The 16,914-nt window shown below is 71.1% G+C and carries 15 protein-coding genes; 7 read left to right on the top strand and 8 right to left on the bottom strand.

What is annotated here, in order from left to right:
* From CW362_RS11155 to CW362_RS11145, 3 genes are all read left to right on the top strand, one after another.
* The coding region (locus CW362_RS11155; protein ID WP_103549227.1) for a class I SAM-dependent methyltransferase at positions 1-1,048 on the top strand (1,048 nt) is incomplete at its 5' end.
* A 211-nt stretch (positions 1,049-1,259) separates the two neighbouring features.
* Positions 1,260-3,017 carry an aa3-type cytochrome oxidase subunit I gene (gene ctaD, locus CW362_RS11150; protein ID WP_240657747.1) on the top strand — a complete coding sequence of 586 codons (1,758 nt, stop codon included), beginning with the start codon at positions 1,260-1,262 and terminating at the stop codon, positions 3,015-3,017.
* A 10-nt stretch (positions 3,018-3,027) separates the two neighbouring features.
* The gene (locus CW362_RS11145; protein WP_103549220.1) at positions 3,028-3,378 is read left to right on the top strand and encodes a hypothetical protein; all 351 of its coding nucleotides are present in this window, start codon (positions 3,028-3,030) and stop codon (positions 3,376-3,378) included.
* Between the two features lie 57 nt (positions 3,379-3,435).
* Here CW362_RS11145 and CW362_RS11140 read toward each other — a convergent pair whose 3' ends face one another.
* The 5 genes from CW362_RS11140 to CW362_RS11120 form a co-directional block, all read right to left on the bottom strand.
* Complete coding sequence (locus CW362_RS11140) at positions 3,436-4,734, bottom strand: RNA polymerase sigma factor (RefSeq protein WP_103549219.1); 1,299 nt, start codon at positions 4,732-4,734, stop codon at positions 3,436-3,438.
* A gap of 46 nt (positions 4,735-4,780) precedes the next feature.
* Complete coding sequence (locus CW362_RS11135) at positions 4,781-5,137, bottom strand: YciI family protein (RefSeq protein WP_103549218.1); 357 nt, start codon at positions 5,135-5,137, stop codon at positions 4,781-4,783.
* Positions 5,138-5,325: 188 nt separating this feature from the next.
* The gene (locus tag CW362_RS11130; RefSeq protein WP_103549217.1) at positions 5,326-6,393 is read right to left on the bottom strand and encodes an LCP family protein; all 1,068 of its coding nucleotides are present in this window, start codon (positions 6,391-6,393) and stop codon (positions 5,326-5,328) included.
* 83 nt (positions 6,394-6,476) lie between these two features.
* Positions 6,477-7,859, bottom strand: coding sequence for a glycoside hydrolase family 10 protein (locus CW362_RS11125; RefSeq protein ID WP_103549216.1), 1,383 nt, complete (start codon positions 7,857-7,859; stop codon positions 6,477-6,479).
* 412 nt (positions 7,860-8,271) lie between these two features.
* Entirely contained in the window at positions 8,272-9,300 is a 1,029-nt protein-coding gene (locus tag CW362_RS11120; protein WP_103549215.1) for a LacI family DNA-binding transcriptional regulator, read from the bottom strand.
* A gap of 137 nt (positions 9,301-9,437) precedes the next feature.
* On the opposite strand from CW362_RS11120, the gene CW362_RS11115 reads away from it, so the two are divergent.
* From CW362_RS11115 to CW362_RS11100, 4 genes are read left to right on the top strand one after another with little or no spacing between them, the layout of a single operon-like run.
* Positions 9,438-10,745 carry an ABC transporter substrate-binding protein gene (locus CW362_RS11115; protein ID WP_103549214.1) on the top strand — a complete coding sequence of 436 codons (1,308 nt, stop codon included), beginning with the start codon at positions 9,438-9,440 and terminating at the stop codon, positions 10,743-10,745.
* On the top strand, positions 10,742-11,656 hold the full coding sequence (locus CW362_RS11110; RefSeq protein ID WP_103549213.1) for a carbohydrate ABC transporter permease: 915 nt from the start codon (positions 10,742-10,744) through the stop codon (positions 11,654-11,656). Before CW362_RS11115 ends, CW362_RS11110 begins: the two co-directional genes overlap by 4 nt.
* A gap of 4 nt (positions 11,657-11,660) precedes the next feature.
* Positions 11,661-12,560, top strand: a complete 900-nt coding sequence (locus tag CW362_RS11105) for a carbohydrate ABC transporter permease (protein WP_103549212.1) — start codon at positions 11,661-11,663, stop codon at positions 12,558-12,560.
* Positions 12,561-12,610: 50 nt separating this feature from the next.
* Positions 12,611-14,962 carry a beta-xylosidase/alpha-l-arabinosidase gene (locus CW362_RS11100; RefSeq protein ID WP_103549211.1) on the top strand — a complete coding sequence of 784 codons (2,352 nt, stop codon included), beginning with the start codon at positions 12,611-12,613 and terminating at the stop codon, positions 14,960-14,962.
* Between the two features lie 122 nt (positions 14,963-15,084).
* Here the strand turns inward: CW362_RS11100 and CW362_RS11095 are convergent, their stop codons facing one another.
* From CW362_RS11095 to rimI, 3 genes are read right to left on the bottom strand one after another with little or no spacing between them, the layout of a single operon-like run.
* Entirely contained in the window at positions 15,085-15,336 is a 252-nt protein-coding gene (locus CW362_RS11095; protein WP_103549210.1) for a hypothetical protein, read from the bottom strand.
* On the bottom strand, positions 15,333-16,436 hold the full coding sequence (tsaD, locus tag CW362_RS11090) for a tRNA (adenosine(37)-N6)-threonylcarbamoyltransferase complex transferase subunit TsaD (RefSeq protein ID WP_103549209.1): 1,104 nt from the start codon (positions 16,434-16,436) through the stop codon (positions 15,333-15,335). The genes CW362_RS11095 and tsaD overlap by 4 nt, the downstream gene beginning before the upstream one ends.
* Positions 16,429-16,902: a ribosomal protein S18-alanine N-acetyltransferase gene (rimI, locus tag CW362_RS11085; RefSeq protein WP_103549226.1), complete on the bottom strand. Its 474-nt coding sequence runs from the start codon at positions 16,900-16,902 to the stop codon at positions 16,429-16,431. Before rimI ends, tsaD begins: the two co-directional genes overlap by 8 nt.
* Positions 16,903-16,914 lie beyond the last annotated feature (12 nt).

The raw sequence follows: 16,914 nt of genomic DNA, 5'->3' as shown, positions 1-16,914 counted from the left end.
AGGACAGGCACGGCTGCGACAGCGGGCGGTGGCGAAGTTCGGGGCCGAGGACGCCGGACGGATGTTCTTCACCCCGAACGGGGTCGAGCAGTCCACCCGTACGAGCGTGGCCGTGCACCGCGCCGAACGGCTGCGCGCGCTGGGGGTCCGCTCCGTCGCCGACCTGTGCTGCGGCATCGGCGGCGACGCCATCGCGCTGGCCCGCGCCGGGATCCGCGTCCTGGCCGTCGACCGCGACCCGCTGACGGCCGCCGCCGCCCGCGCGAACGCCGACGCGCTGGGCCTCGCGGACCTGATCGAGGTGCGCGAGGGCGATGTGACCGAGGTGGACACCACGTCGTACGACGCCGTGTTCGTGGACCCGGCGCGCCGGGGCGGCCGGGGCCGGATCTTCGACCCGGAGGCGTACTCGCCGCCGCTGTCCTGGGCGGTCGGGGCGGCCCTGCGGGCCCCGGTCGCCGCGCTGAAGATCGCCCCCGGCATCCCGCACGAGGCGGTCCCCGCCGAGGCGGAGGCCGAGTGGATCTCGGACGGCGGGGACGTGAAGGAGGCGGTGCTCTGGTTCGGCACGGAGCCGGGCCTGGTGCGCGCCACCCTGCTGCCGGGCCCGCGCGAACTGCGCGGCCGCGGCCTGCCGGATCCGGCGGTCAGGGCGGTCGGACGCTATCTGTACGAGCCGGACGGCGCCGTCATCCGCGCGCACCTGGTCGCCGAGGTGGCCGAGGACCTGGACGGCGGACTGGTCGACGAGACCATCGCCTACGTCACCGCGGACGAACTGCGCCCCACCCCGTACGCCGCCGCGTACGAGATCACCGACCGACTCCCCTTCAACGTGAAGAAGTTGAAGGCCCTGCTCCGGGAGCGGGAGGTCGGCGTCCTGACCGTGAAGAAGCGCGGGTCGGCCGTCGAACCGGAGGAACTGCGCCGCAAGGTGAAGCCGCAGGGCCCGCACTCCGCGACCGTGTTCCTCACCCGGGTGGCGGGCGCCCCGACCATGCTGGTGGGAGCACCCGTGCGGCCGTCCGGCACCGGCGACGGATTCTGAGCGGGGCACGGTCCGACACGCGAGACCGGCCCGTCCGACACCGGACGCCGAGTGAACGGGTGAAAGTCGGCGAAAGCGGTCGCTCCCGGTGGATATCGGCCTGGATTTCCGTAGCGTTGCGTCGGAACGAGACCGCCGTCGCGGCTTCGGCGCCGACCCGTCGGCCTCGAGCGGACCGGTCCGGACCGGAAAACTCGGAGACGAACGAACCGTGAGTATCCCCAACGGGCCCCAGGCCACCGCCGCGGCCGACGAGTCGTACGAGGACGAGCTGCCGGTGCGGCGCAAGCAGCCCGGCAGCGTCGTGGTCAAGTGGCTCACCACCACCGACCACAAGACGATCGGCACGCTCTATCTGATCACGTCGTTCGCGTTCTTCATGATCGGCGGCGTCATGGCGCTGCTCATGCGTGCCGAACTCGCCCGGCCCGGACTACAGATCCTGTCGAACGAGCAGTTCAACCAGGCGTTCACGATGCACGGCCTGGTCATGCTGCTGATGTTCGCGACGCCGCTGTTCGCCGGTTTCACGAACTGGATCATGCCGTTGCAGATCGGCGCGCCCGACGTGGCGTTCCCGCGGCTGAACATGTTCGCCTACTGGCTGTACCTCTTCGGCTCGCTGATCGCGGCGGCCAGTTTCCTCACCCCGCAGGGCGCCCCCGACTTCGGCTGGTTCATGTACGTGCCCCTGTCGGACGCGCTTCACTCGCCGAACATCGGCGCCGACATGGGAATCATGGGCCTGGCGTTCTCCGGCTTCGGCACCATCCTCGGCGCGGTCAACTTCATCACCACGATCATCTGCATGCGCGCTCCCGGCATGACGATGTTCCGTATGCCGATCTTCTGCTGGAACGTGCTGCTGACGGCCGTACTGGTCCTGTTCGTCTTCCCGGTCCTCGCGGCGGCGCTGTTCGCCCTGGAGATCGACCGTAAATTCGGTGCGCAGATCTTCAACCCGGCGAACGGCGGAGCCCTGCTGTGGCAGCACCTCTTCTGGTTCTTCGGCCATCCGGAGGTGTACATCATCGCGCTGCCGTTCTTCGGCATCGTCTCCGAGGTCATCCCGGTGTTCTCGCGCAAGCCGATGTTCGGCTACATGGGTCTGATCGGCGCGACCATCGCGATCGCGGGCCTGTCCGTGACGGTGTGGGCGCACCACATGTACGTCACCGGTGGCGTACTGCTCCCGTTCTTCTCCTTCATGACGTTCCTCATCGCCGTTCCCACCGGCGTGAAGTTCTTCAACTGGATCGGGACGATGTGGAAGGGCTCGCTGTCCTTCGAGACACCGATGCTCTGGGTGGTCGGCTTCCTGGTCACCTTCCTCTTCGGTGGTCTGACCGGCGTCATCCTGGCCTCGCCGCCGATGGACTTCCACGTCTCGGACTCGTACTTCGTGGTGGCGCACTTCCACTACGTGGTCTTCGGCACGGTCGTCTTCGCGATGTTCGCCGGCTTCCACTTCTGGTGGCCGAAGATGACCGGCAAGATGCTCGACGAGCGTCTCGGCAAGGTCACCTTCTGGACCCTGTTCGTGGGCTTCCACGGCACGTTCCTGGTGCAGCACTGGCTGGGTGTCGAGGGCATGCCGCGCCGTTACGCGGACTACCTCGCCTCCGACGGTTTCACCACGCTGAACACGATCTCGACGATCAGCGCTTTCCTGCTCGGCATGTCGATCCTGCCGTTCCTCTACAACGTGTGGAAGACGGCCAAGTACGGCAAGAAGGTCGGGGTCGACGACCCGTGGGGCTACGGCCGTTCGCTCGAGTGGGCGACCTCCTGCCCGCCGCCGCGGCACAACTTCCTCACCCTGCCGCGGGTCCGCAGTGAATCCCCGGCCTTCGACCTGCACCACCCGCAGATCGCCGCGCTCGGCAGCGTGGAGAGCCACCAGGGGCTGGGCATGAGGAAGCCCGGCCCCGAGGGGCAGTCCGGCCGGTCCTCCGGGCCACAGGGCTGAGGGGCCTGCCGTGAGTACCGAGAAGCCGCTGGACGGCGGTTCGGTCCGGGACGGCATCGCCAGGATGGAGGGCTACCTGCTGTGGCAGGGTGAGATCGAGCGGGCCCACGCGGAGGCCGAGTCCTTCGCCGATCAGCTCGACTGGCTGACGACCGCCCAGCGGGAAGAGGTGGTCGACCTCTTCACCGGTCGTCAGCTAGCCCTCTCCCGGGCGATGATCACCCGCACGGCCGAGCGTGCGTTGCAGCTCCGCCAGGAGTACCAGCACCGCTATGACCGCCTCAGACGCCGGGTCCTCGCCGGCGCCCTGGCCACGGGGGTGGCCGCCGTCTTCGTCGACTGCCTGCTGCGGACGCTCTGAGACGGCGTCCTCCCGCTCCACGGTGAGGTGCGCCCCGGGTACCGGGACGAAACGGAGTCACCGCTCGGGAGTCTCACGACCGCGCAGCTCGCGCGCCCGTTCCTCCAGCAGTTCCCGCTCCCGCTCGTTGCGCGCCAGCGCGGCGGCCCGTTCGAACTCCGCGCGCGCCTGCTCCGTGCGTCCGAGCCGGGCGAGCAGGTCGCCGCGCACGCTCGGCAGCAAGTGGTAGCCGCGCAGGGCGGTTTCCCCGGCGAGGGCGTCGACGATCTCCAGGGCGGGCTCCGGACCCTCGGCCATGGAGACGGCCACGGCGCGGTTCAGTTCGACGACCGGGGAGGGGGCACGGGCCGCCAGCAGGCCGTACAGGGTGGCGATCTGCCGCCAGTCGGTGTCCTCGTAGGCGAAGGCCCGTGCGTGGCAGGCTGCGATGGCGGCCTGGAGGGCGTAGGGCCCCGGGCTGCCGGTGGCGACGGCGTTCGCCCGGCCCAGTGCCGCGAAGCCCCGGCCGATCAGCATGCGGTTCCAGCGGCGCCGCTGCTGGTCCTTGAGGAGGACGGGTTCGCCGCCGGGCCCGGTGCGGGCGGCCGACCGGGACTCCTGGAGTTCCAGCAGCGCGGCCAGCGCGTGCACCTCGCTCTCCTTGGGCATCAGCTCGGCGAGCACCCGGACCAGCCGCAGCGCGTCCTCGCACAGCGCGGGGCGCAGCAGGTCGTCGCCCGCCGTGGCCGCGTACCCCTCGTTGAAGACGAGGTAGATGACCTCCAGCACGGATCCGAGCCGGGCTTCGCGCTCGGGCCCGTACGGGACCTCGAAGGCGACCCCCTTCGCCGCCAGCGTCCGCTTGGCCCGCACGATGCGCTGGGCGACCGTCGCCTCCGGGACGAGGAAGGCGCGGGCGATCTCGGACGTCGTCAGGCCGCCGAGGAGCCGCAGGGTGAGCGCGATGCGGGCCTCGGCGGACAGGACGGGGTGGCAGGCGGTGAAGACCAGCCGGAGCAGGTCGTCGTCGATGTCGTCCGGGTCGGAGGGTTCGTCGACGTGGTGGGGCGCGGACAGCGAGAGGTCCCGCCCGACCTCCTCCAGCTTGCGCGCGTAGCGCTCCCGGCGGCGTACGAGGTCGATCGCCCGGTGCTTGGCCGTGGCCGTCAGCCAGGCGCCCGGGTTGTCCGGCACGCCGTCGCGCGGCCACTGCTCCAGCGCCGCGACCAGGGCGTCCTGCGCGAGTTCCTCGGCGATGCCGACGTCGCGGACGATCCGGGCCGCGCCCGCGATGATGCGGGGGGACTCGATGCGGAAGATGGTCTCGACGGCGGTGCCGACACCGCCGGCGGGTGCCGGCTCGGGCTGCTGTTCCACAACCCACCATGAGACACCCACGGCGGCGTCCGGCCAAGGAGCCCGCTCAGCCCTCGGCGATCTCCCGCACCTCGCAGGTGACCGTCCAGTGCTCCTCGTGCACCTTCAGGAACCGCTTGGTCCACTCCACGGCCTCGGCCATGTCCTTGCACTGCATGATCGCGTAGCCGCCGACGACCTCCTTGGACTCGGTGAAGGGCCCGTCGGTGACGGACAGCTCCCCGCCCGAGTAGTGGACGCGCTTGCCCTGCGCGCTGGGCGTCAGCCCCTCGGTCTGGAGCATGACGCCGGCCTTGGTGATCTCCTCGATGAGTTCGCCCATCCGCTGCATCAGTTCGGGGCTGGGACCCTCGGCGGGCGCGGTGCGCTCGTCGATCTGGACCAGGGAGAGGTAGCGGGGCATGGTGACTCCTCGTGTCTGTGGTGCCTGTGGTGTCTTCGGCGCCTCGGCGGCGGGGCTTCTCCCCGCCTCTCACCTGTGCGTCGAACGGCGGACACCGGTTTCGACACCCTCCCCGGATTTCTCCGAGAACTTTCCCCGCGCGGTGCCGGACGGACCCGGACGGGTCTCCCCCGCGGGCCCCGCCCCGTTCATCCGAGCGAGTTCCACAGCTCGCTCGCCTCCGGCTCGTCCGCGACCACCCGGTTGGGGTCGGACGGCGCCGTCGTCACCGGCATCGTCACCGTCCTGACCTCGTCGGAGGTGAGGGACTTCAGGCTCAGGCCGAGTCCCGACAGCTCGGCGAGCGAGTCCAGCCCGGTGTCCGTCGTCAGGCTGCCGGTCACCGCGTTCGCGACGCCGTAGAGCCTGGCCGGGTCGGTGAGCAGGTCGGTGCCGGCGATCCGCTCCAGCAGCGCCTTGACCAGCTTCTGTTGCAGGCCTATGCGGCCCAGGTCGCTGCCGTCGCCTATGCCGTGTCGGGTGCGGGCCAGGGCCAGGGCCTGTTTGCCGTTCAGGTGGTGGGTGCCCGCGGCCAGGTGCAGGTGGCTCCTGTCGTCGTCGATGTCCTGGCCGGTGGTGACGGTGACCCCGCCGAGGGCGTTCACCAGCTTCGCGAAGCCCGAGAAGTCGATCTCGACGTAGTGGTCCATCCGGACGCCCGTGACCGACTCGGCCGTCTTCACCGCGCACACCGGTCCGCCCACCGCGTATGCGCTGTTGAACATCGCGCCGTACGCCACCGCCGTCGAGCCCCCGGACGGCAGCGGGCAGGACGGACGGGTGACGAGCGTGTCCCGCGGGATGCTGACGACCGTGGCCCGGGTGCGTCCCGCGTCGATGTGCACGACCATCGCCGTGTCGGAGCGCGCGCCGGAACTGTCCCCGCCGCCGAGCTTCGCGTTCACCGTGCCGCTGCGCGAGTCGGAGCCGAGGACCAGGATGTTCAGGGCGCCGCTCGGCAGCGGGGACGCGGAGGGCGAGGCGGAGGCGGACGCCGGGGACGAGGGCGTCACCACCGCCTTCGCCGGGCGGTCGTCACCGAGCGCGCTGTCGATGTCGACGCTCCTGATGTTCCGGTTCAGCTGCCAGTACACCCAGCCCGCGGTGCCGGCGCCCAGCACCAGCAGTCCCGCCAGGGCGAGACCGGCGGCCTTCAGCACCTTCGACCGCCGGCCCCGCCGTCCGACCCCGTCGCCGTTCTCGTCGTGTCCGATCACGGGCAGGACCGTAGGACCGCATTATTAGGGGACTGTTAGGGAAACAGGCACGGAACGGTTTTCTTCGGAGAATCTCATCGTTCTCAGCCCAGCGTCACCGTGGGCACCGGATTGCTGCCGCTCCACGAGGCGTTGAACCCGAAGGTCACCGAACCACCGTCCGGAACACTCCCGTTGTAGGACGCGTTGGCGCAGCTGACGGCCGCGCCGCTCTGGGTGCAGGTCGCGTTCCAGGCCTGGGTGATCCGCTGGCCCGCGCCGTACGTCCAGTTCACCTTCCACGAGGAGAGCGCGGCCCCGGAGCACGCGATGCGCACCTGCCCCGTGAACCCGGTGTTCCACTGGCTCTGCACGCTGTACGTCGCCGTGCACGCGCCGGTGGGCGGCGGTGTGGTGGTCCCTCCGCCGAGCGAGGCCGCGATGGCGTCGTACGCCGGTTTGGGCGCGTAGTTCTCGTCGTACGGTGTCGCCGCGCCGTAGCCCGAGAAGACGTCCGGGATCCAGGAGTCGGAGTCGGTGAAGCCCCAGACGGTCACGCCGTAGCAGCGGGTCACGGCGACGCAGGCGTCGAAGACCGCCTTGTAGTCGGCGGCCTGCTGGGCCAGTTTGGTGCTGTCCGAGGGGAGCTGCATCCGGATGTCCAGCTCCGTGACCGCGACGTCGACGCCGAGGTCGGCGAAGCGCTGGATGTTCTGCTGGAGGGTGCCGGGGACCTGGCCGAGGATGAGGTGGGCCTGGAGGCCGACGCCGTCGATCGGGACGCCGCGCGCCTTCAGGGACTTGACCAGGTCGTACAGGGCGGTGCTCTTGGCGTTGACGCCCTCGACGTTGTAGTCGTTGATGTAGAGCTTGGCGCTCGGGTCGGCGGCGTGCGCCCAGGTCAGCGCCTGGGCGATGTAGTCGGCGCCGAGGCCGTTGTACCAGAGGGTCGAGCGGTAGGTGCCGTCCTCGTTGAAGGGTTCGTTGACCACGTCCCAGGCGGCCAGCTCGCCCTTGTAGCGGGTGACTTCGGTGGTGATGTGGTCCTGGAGCAGTCCGCTCAGCTCGGCGGTGGTCCAGGTGCCGTTGGTCAGCCAGCTCGGGTTCTGGCTGTGCCAGACCAGGGTGTGACCGCGCACCTGCTGGTCGTGGGCCTGCGCGAACGCGACGATCTGGTCGGCCTCGGCCCAGTTGAAGCTGCCCCGGGTAGGCTCGACGCTGCCCCACTTCATCGCGTTGCCCGGGGTCAGCGAGTTGAACTGACCCCCGGCGATGTCGCCGTACGTCCCGGTCAGCTTGGAGCCGGTGACGGCGGTGCCGATGACCTTGCCCTTGGCGGCGGCGAGGTCGCGCAGCGGGGTGCCGGCGGCGTGCGCCGTCGTACCGGCCGCGAGCAGCGCGGCCACCGTCAGGACGCCGGCGAACAGGGCGGCGACGCCGCGGCGTAAGGGACGGATTCTGAAGGAGCGGGTTCGGGAGGTTCTCATGGCGGGTGCCTCCGAAAGTTTCGGCCGTACAACCGATTGACTTCGCAGGAGTGTGGAGGGGGACGCCCCACCCGTCAATACGGCCTCCCCGGCCCCGCAGGACCGACCTGCCCCCTGGTGCCCCCTTTTTTCGCCCCCTCCGCCCCTACCCGACCCTTACCTGGGGGCTCCGCCCCGGACCCCGCTCCTCAAACGCCGGAGGGGCTGAATCTTCACGCCGGTGAGGAACTGCACCCGAGCCACCGATCACCCGCAGTCGGGATCCGGCGTGAGGGGCCGTGCCGGTACATCGATGCCCGTCGCCACCGACGCCCACATCTCCGTCCGACGGCGACGGGCTGATGCACCGGCACGGCCCCGACCCACGACGCACCGGCACCGAACCCGCACCGGAGGCACCCGGCACCCGGCCTCAAGCCGGAGGCGCCCCCGTGCTGCTGCGCACCACCAGGCTGGTCGCGAGCTCCATCCGCGTCCCGGCCGAGGGCCTCTCCTGGCGGCTCAGGTCGAGCACCAGCTTCGCCGCCGCCTCGGCCATCTCCGTCAGCGGCTGTCGCACGGTCGTCAGCGGCGGCCCCACCCAGCGGGCCACCGGCAGATCGTCGAAGCCGACGACGCTCAGGTCCTCGGGAATGCGCAGCCCCAGCTCACGGGCCGCCTCGTAGAGGCCGAGCGCCTGGAGGTCGTTGCCGGCGAAGACGGCCGTGGGCCGGTCGGGGCGGCGCAGCAGGTCGAGCCCGATCCGGTACCCGGCCTCGTGGTGGAAGTCCCCGGCGACGATCAGCGAGGGGTCGACGGGCAGCCCGGCCGTCTCCAGCGCCGCGCGGTAGCCGTCGACCCGGGCCCGGCTGCACATCATCCGGGACGGCCCGCTGATGGCACCGATCCGGGTGTGGCCGAGTTCGACGAGGTGGCGGGTGGCGGCGAGGCCGCCCTGCCAGTTGGTGGCGCCGATGGAGGGCACGTCGACGCCGGGGTCGCCCGCCGGATCCATCACCACGAACGGGATGGACCTGCTGTTCAGCAGGGCGCGCTGGGAGTCGTCGAGGCCCGACAGGACGAGGACCACGCCGTGCGGGCGACGGGCGGCGACCTGGTCGGCCCAGGTCCGGCCGGGGGTGAGCCGCCCGGCCGACTCGGAGAGCACGACACTGAGGCCGGCCTCCCTGGCGACGTTCTCCACGCCCCGGATGACCTCCATCGCCCAGGCGCTCTCCAGCTCGTGGAAGACCAGGTCGATCAGCGGCGAGCGGGAAGCCTCGGCCCGGCGGCGCCGGTAGCCGTAGGCGTGCAGCAGCTCCTCGACGCGGGAGCGGGTCGCGGGGGCGACATCGGCGCGGCCGTTGAGGACTTTCGAAACAGTCGGAGCCGACACGCCGGCCTCCCGAGCGATCTCGGCCAGCGTCGCCGTCTGTGGTTCTGCGGACTTCCCAGGCTTCATGGCGGCGATCGTATCTCTGCGCGACCTCTTGACGAGCCCTTCGGATCGTCTTACCTTCCCGGAACATTCGAAATATAACTCGAAACATTCGCGACGGATCATCGGCGATCCCTCGCGCTGACCGAGAGGTGCCGTCCATGGAGTCCTACAGCAGACGTTGGTTCCTCGGCGCGGGCACGGCCGCCCTGGCCTCTGTCGGCGGGCTCACCGCCTGCGGCTCCAGCGGCGGTTCCGGCGGAGACGGGACGCTCACCGCGTTCGTCTACGGCGACGACGCCGCGAAGATCCAGGTCAAGTCCGTCAACCGGTTCAACGCGTCGGCCGCGGCGAAGAAGGCCAAGGGCAGCATCAAGCTGCAGAAGGTGCCCGCGACCGACTACCCGGCCAAGCTGCGCACCGCGATGGGCTCGCCCAACGCCCCCGACGTGTTCTTCAACTGGGGCGGCGGCTCCATCAAGGCCTACCGCGAGGCCGGCCAGCTGATCGACCTGACCGACGTCATCGCGTCCGACCCGGTGCTCAAGAGCGGCTTCCTGCCGTCGGTGCTGGCCTCGGGCGGGCTGGACGGCAAGAACTACGGCGTGCCGATGCGCGGCATGCAGCCCGTGATCCTCTTCTACAACAAGACCGTCTTCGAGGAGCACAAGCTCCAGCCGCCCACCACCTGGGACCAGTTGCTGGACATCAACAAGAAGCTGAAGAAGGCGAACATCACTCCGTTCGCGCTGGGCGGGGCGGACATCTGGCCCGAGCTGATGTGGCTGGAGTACCTGGTCGACCGGATCGGCGGCCCCCAGGTCTTCGAGAAGATCAAGAACGGTGACGCCTCCGCCTGGGGCGACCCGGCGGTCCTCAAGGCCGCCCAGACGGTCAAGGAGCTGATCGACGACGGCGCCTTCGGCAAGGGCTACAGCTCGGTGGGCTACGGCAACGGCGGCGCGCCCGCGGTCTTCGCCAAGGGCAAGGCGGCGATGCACCTGATGGGTTCGTGGGAGTACTCCACGCAGCTCGGCAAGTTCCCCGACTTCGCCAAGAAGAACCTGGGCTGGTGCGCCTTCCCGAAGATCGAGGGCGGCGCCGGCGACATCCGCAACGTGGTCGGCAACCCCACCAACTACTGGTCGGTGAACGCCCGTACGTCCAACAAGGACGCGGCGATCGCCTTCCTCCGGGACTCCGCCTCCCTGGCCTACACGAAGGAACTCATCGCCAACGGCGACGTCCCGGCCACCTCGAACGCGGCGGACCTCCTGGACGCCTCGCCGAACCCGGAGTTCGCCAAGTTCCAGTACCAGATGGTGCAGCAGGCACCGGCGTTCACGCTGAGCTGGGACCAGGCGGTCGACCCGAACGTCGCGACGCCGATGCTCACCGAGGTCAACAAGCTGTTCGTGGGCAAGTCCTCGCCGACGCAGTTCGTGTCGGCGCTCAAGGAGCTGAAGTGAGCCTCACACAGCTCAAGGGCGGCCCGCGGGACGACGCGGGCCGCCCCCGCCCCACCCGGCGCAACAGGGCCGGCCGCCCCAGCGCCGCACTGGCCGTTCCCGGCGTGCTGTTCTTCGCGTTCTTCGCCCTCGCCCCGATGGTCCTGGCCTTCTACCTGTCGTTCACCAAGTGGAACGGCCTGGGCGACCCGGAGCCGGCCGGTCTGGCCAACTGGCGCAAGCTGCTGGGCGACGACCGGCTGACCCAGTCCCTGACGGTCACCGTCTCGCTGACCGTGGTGAGCTGGGCGTTCCAGACCGTGATCTCGCTCCTGCTGGGCGTGTGGGCGGCGGGCCGCCAGCGCAACCGCGCGGTGCTCTCGGCGATCTTCTTCGTGCCGTTCCTGCTGTCGTCGACGGCGATCTCGCTGCTGTTCTACGCCCTGCTCGACCCGAACTTCGGCATCATCCACAAGGACACCCTCGGCACGACCAGCGGCGCGTTCCTCGCGATCGTGTTCGTCGGCGGCTGGCAGTTCATCCCCTTCCACACCCTGATCTACCAGGGCGGGGCACGACAGATTCCCGAAGTCCTGTACCAGGCGGCCGCGATCGACGGTGCCGGCCGCCTGCGCCAGTTCTTCTCGATCACGCTGCCGCAGCTGCGCAACACGGCGACGACGTCGAGCGTGCTGATGATCGTCGGTTCGCTGACGTACTTCGAGACGGTCCTGATCCTCACCCAGGGCGGTCCGGGCACCGACACGGCGATCCTGCCGTACCTGATGTACCAGGCGGGCTTCAAGAGCTACGACTTCGGCTACGCGAGTGCCGTCGCCTCCTTCCTGGTGCTCGCGGCGACCGCGCTGTCCCTGCTAATGGTGAAGCTGTCCGGCTTCGGCGCCATGCGCAGCACCCGGGAAGGGATGTGACGCCATGTCACACGACACACTGCCCCGTCCCGTGAAGACGGAGGCCGCCCCGGCCGCCGAGCGGCCCGCGCGCCGCCGCGCGCACTGGACCCGGCGCGCCAACCCGCTCGCCGGCGCCGGAACGCTGATCTGGCTGGCCGTCGTGATCATCCCGATCTACGCGATGATCTCGGCCTCGCTCACCCACCAGGACGAGGCGCTCGGGCACAACGCCCTGAAGCCGCCGTCCCATCCGACGCTCGACAACTACGACACCGTCCTGCACAACGGCTTCGGCCACCTGCTGTGGAACACGGTGCTCGCGGCGGCCGGGGTCGTCCTCATCGTCCTGGTGCTGTGCGTCCCGCTGTCCTACGTGGCCGTGCGGACCCGCAGCGTCTGGTCGGGGGCGGCGTTCCGGCTGTTCCTGCTGGGCGTGGCGATCCCCGCGCAGGCCGTCGTGGTGCCGCTCTATCTGATGATCGCCAAGCTGAACCTCTACGACAGCCTGCTCGCGATCATCCTGCCGACCGCCGCGTTCGCCATGCCGGTGTCGGTGCTGATCCTCACCGGAACGCTGCGGGACATCTCGGAGGAGATGTACGAGGCGATGGCCCTGGACGGCGCCTCCACCACCCGGATGCTGTTCCAGCTCGTCATCCCGATGTCCAAGGGCGGCATCAGCACCGTCGTCATCTTCTCGGCGCTCCAGGCCTGGAACGGCTTCCTCTTCCCGTTGATCTTCACCCAGTCCGACGGACCGCGGGTACTGACCCTCGGCCTGTTCAACTACGTGAGCGAGTTCGGCGTGAACATCCCCGCGATCCTCGCCTCCGTCGTCCTCTCCGGGGTCCCGATCTTCATCGTGTACCTGGTGGCCCGCCGCGCGCTGGTCGGCGGCCTCATGGGTGTGGGCGGCAAGTGAACGTGTACGACCAGGGGCAGTCGATCCCCCCTTTCCCCGACAGGAGTTCCATGACCACCGCTCCCTGGCGCGACCCCGCCCTGCCCGCCGCGTCCCGCGTCGACGACCTGCTCTCCAGGATGACCCTGGAGGAGAAGACCGCCCAGCTCTACGGCGTGTGGGTGGGCGCCGCGACGGACGGCGACGGAGTCGCCCCGCTCCAGAGCGAGATGGCCTCCTCCTACGACTGGGACGAGCTGATCACCCGCGGCCTCGGCCAGCTCACCCGCTCCTTCGGCACCGCCCCCGTGGACCCGGTGCTGGGCGCGCAGGCCCTCGCCCGCGCCCAGCACCGGATCGCCGGAGCGAGCCGCTTCGGCATCCCCGCCATCGCCCACGAGGAGTGCCTGGCGGGCTTCACCGCCTGGCAGGCGACGGCGTACCCGGTCCCGCTGGCCTGGGGCGCCGCCTTCGACCCGGAGCTGGTGGAGGAGCTGGGCCGGCGCATCGGCGACGACCTGCGCTCGGTCGGCGTCCACCAGGGCCTCGCCCCGGTCCTGGACGTGGTCCGCGACCTGCGCTGGGGCCGGGTGGAGGAGACGATCGGCGAGGACCCGTACCTGGTCGCCACCGTCGCCACCGCCTACGTACGGGGCCTGGAGTCGGCCGGGGTCGTGGCCACGCTCAAGCACTTCGCCGGGTACGCGGCCTCGGCCGGAGCCCGGAACCTGGCGCCGGTGCGGGCGGGTGCGCGCGAGCTCTCCGACATCACGCTGCCGCCGTTCGAGATGGCACTGCGCGAGGGCGGCGCCCGTTCGGTGATGGCCGCCTACAACGACATCGACGGCGTCCCGGCGTCGGCCGACCCGACCCTGCTGACCGAGCTGCTGCGCGACGAGTGGGGCTTCACCGGAACGGTCGTCTCGGACTACTTCGGCGTCGGCTTCCTCCAGACGCTGCACCGGGTGGCCGGCAGCGAGGCCGAGGCGGCGCACAAGGCGCTGGAGGCCGGCATCGACGTCGAGCTGCCCACGCTGAAGTGCTACGGCGAGCCGCTGGTGGCCGCCGTCCGCGCGGGCACCGTCCCCGAGTCGCTGGTCGACCGGGCGGCCCGCCGGGTGCTGCTCCAGAAGTGCGAACTCGGTCTGCTGGACGAGGACTGGCGGCCGGAGACCGGCCGCCCCGTCGACCTGGACTCCGCGGGCAACCGGGCGCTCGCCCGCAGGCTCGCCGAGGAGTCGGTGGTCCTGCTGGACAACGCGGACGGCGTGCTGCCGCTGGCCCCGGACACCCGGATCGCGGTCGTCGGCCCGCGCGCGGACGACCCCCTGGCGATGCTCGGCTGCTACTCGTTCCCCTCGCACGTGCTCACGCACCACCCCGAGGTGCCCACCGGGGTGGACATCCCGACCGTGCTCGACGCGCTGCGCGCCGAACTGCCGGACGCCAAGGTGACGTTCTCCGAGGGCTGCGGGGTCTCGGAGCCGGACCGGTCCGGTTTCGAGGAGGCGGTGGCGCGGGCCGCCGAGGCCGACGTGTGCGTGGCGGTGCTCGGCGACCGTGCCGGACTGTTCGGCCGGGGCACCTCGGGCGAGGGCTGCGACGTCGCCGACCTCGGCCTGCCGGGCGTGCAGGGCGAACTGCTCGACGCCCTGGTCGCCACGGGGGTCCCGGTCGTCCTGGTGCTGCTCACCGGCCGCCCCTACGCCCTGGGCCGCTGGCAGGACCGTCTCGGCGGCGTCGTCCAGGCGTTCTTCCCGGGCGAGGAGGGCGGCCCCGCGGTGGCGGGCGTGCTGTCCGGCCGGGTCGGCCCGTCGGGCAGGCTGCCGGTGAGCGTGCCGCGCGGGGCGGGCGGCCAGCCGTGGACGTATCTCCAGCCGCCGCTGGGCCTGCGGAACGAGGTCAGCAGCCTGGACCCGACGCCGCTGTACCCGTTCGGCCACGGCCGCTCGTACACGTCGTTCGCCTGGGAGCCGTCCGGAGCGGCCGGAGCGGCCGGAGCTGCCGAGGCTGCCGAGGCTGCCGAGGCTGCCGAGGCGGAGATCGGCACCGACGGTTCGTACGACGTGTCGGTGACCGTCCGCAACACCGGTGAGCGCGCGGGCGCCGAGGTCGTCCAGCTCTACCTGCACGACCCGGTGGCCTCGGTGACCCGTCCGGACGTGCGGCTGATCGGTTACCGGCGGCTGGAGCTGGCGCCGGGCGAGGCCCGCCGGGTGACCTTCCGCTTCCACGCGGACCTGTCGGCGTTCACCGACCGCACCGGCACCCGGATCGTCGAACCGGGCGCCCTGGAGCTGCGCCTCGCCGCCTCCAGCACGGACGTACGGCACACGGCCCGGCTGAACCTGACGGGCCCGGTGCGGCGACTCGGCACGGACCGGCGCCTGCGCTGCGAGACCGAGGTCGAGCGGGTCTCCTGATCCGGCAGGTGCCCTGATCCGGGGGGAGGAGGGTCCGGTCCCCGTGGGCCGGGCCCCGGTGGGCCGGGTCCGCGCGTCCGGCGCTGACCCGGCCCACCGGCACGCAACCCCGGCCGCCTCCCTCAGTCCACCTGCTCGAAACGCCACCTGTGCACCGGACGGGACACCAGGTCCCCGTCCGGGTCCGGCAGTTCGGGAAGCTCGGCGTGGTACTCCGCGTCCCACCAGGTGATGACGAGGACCCGGTCCTGGGGCGCCCGCAGGACCTCCTGCCGCACCGGCTCCCCGGGGACCTTCTGCCCCCGTACCCAGGCGAGGAGGTCCTCGCCCCGGCCGGCGACGGCCCGTGCCTCCCACATCAGCGCGACGGTCACGGGTACAGGTTCTCCTTCGCCACCTCGTGCACGTGATCGTGCGTGTGCGCGTGCCCGTTCCCCGGCACGTGCGGGTCCGTCACCGGCAGCGACGAGTCCGCCGACAGGTCCCAGTCGGAGGCGGCCCGGTTCCGGGCGACCATCTCGGCGCCCAGCGCGGCGACCATCGCTCCGTTGTCCGTGCACAGCTTGGGGCGCGGCACCCGCAGTCGGATGCCGGCGGCCTCGCAGCGCTCCTGGGCGAGCACCCGCAGCCGCGAGTTCGCGGCCACGCCACCGCCGATCATGAGGTGGTCGACGCCCTCGTCCTTGCACGCGCGGACGGCCTTGCGGGTGAGCACGTCCACCACGGCCTCCTGGAAGGACGCGGCCACGTCGCGCACCGGCACCTCCTCCCCCGCCGCCCGCCTGGCTTCGATCCAGCGGGCCACGGCGGTCTTCAGGCCGGAGAAGGAGAAGTCGTAGGCGGGGTCGCGCGGTCCGGTGAGACCGCGCGGGAACGTGATGGCGTTCGGGTCGCCCTCCTTGGCGTACCGGTCGATGACCGGACCGCCGGGGAAGCCGAGGTTCAGCACCCGCGCGATCTTGTCGAAGGCCTCGCCGGCCGCGTCGTCGATGGTCGCGCCCATCGGCCGTACGTCGGAGGTGATGTCGGTGGACAGCAGCAGCGAGGAGTGGCCGCCGGACACCAGCAGGGCCATCGTCGGCTCCGGCAGCGCGCCGTGCTCCAGCTGGTCCACGCAGATGTGGGAGGCGAGGTGGTTGACGCCGTACAGCGGCTTGCCGAGCGCGTACGCGTACGCCTTCGCGGCCGAGACCCCGACGAGCAGCGCCCCGGCGAGTCCGGGACCCGCGGTGACCGCGATGCCGTCCAGGTCCCTCGCCGACACCCCCGCCTCCTTCAGCGCCCGCTCGATCGTCGGGACCATCGCCTCCAGGTGCGCCCGGGACGCGACCTCGGGCACCACCCCGCCGAAGCGCGCGTGCTCGTCGACGCTCGACGCGATGGCGTCGGCGAGCAGGGTGTGGCCGCGGACGATGCCGACGCCGGTCTCGTCGCAGGAGGTCTCGATGCCGAGGACGAGCGGTTCGTCAGCCATGGGTCTCTGTTCCTTGTACGGAGGTCGATGGGTCGTGCAGCCGCATCACCAGGGCGTCGATGTTCCCCGGCTGGTAGTAGCCGCGCCGGAAGCCGATGGGCTCGAAGCCGAAGCGCTCGTAGAGCTTCTGGGCGCGGACGTTGTCCACGCGGCACTCCAGCATCACCTCGGCGCAGTCGAAGTCGGTCGCGGCCCGCAGCAGTTCGGTGAGCAGCCGGCCGCCGAGGCCGGTGCCCCACTGGTCCCGCCGCACCGCGATCGTCTGCACGTCGCCCAGGTCTCCCGAGGCGGCGAGCCCGGCGTACCCGACGAGCCGGTCGCCGTCGCAGGCGACCAGGTAGCGGCGGGTCGCCTCGGGCCCGCGGGCGTGGGCCAGTTCGGACCAGAACATGCCCCGGGACCAGGCGTCCACGGGGAACAGTTCCTTCTCCAGCTCCAGTACGGGATCGATGTCCCACCAGCGCATCTCGCGCAGCAC

Source organism: Streptomyces populi (assembly GCF_002911015.1).
GTDB classification, from domain to species: Bacteria; Actinomycetota; Actinomycetes; order Streptomycetales; family Streptomycetaceae; genus Streptomyces; species Streptomyces populi.
The sequence above is the reverse complement of the archived record's forward strand: the minus strand, read 5'-3'. Positions and strand labels throughout refer to the sequence as shown.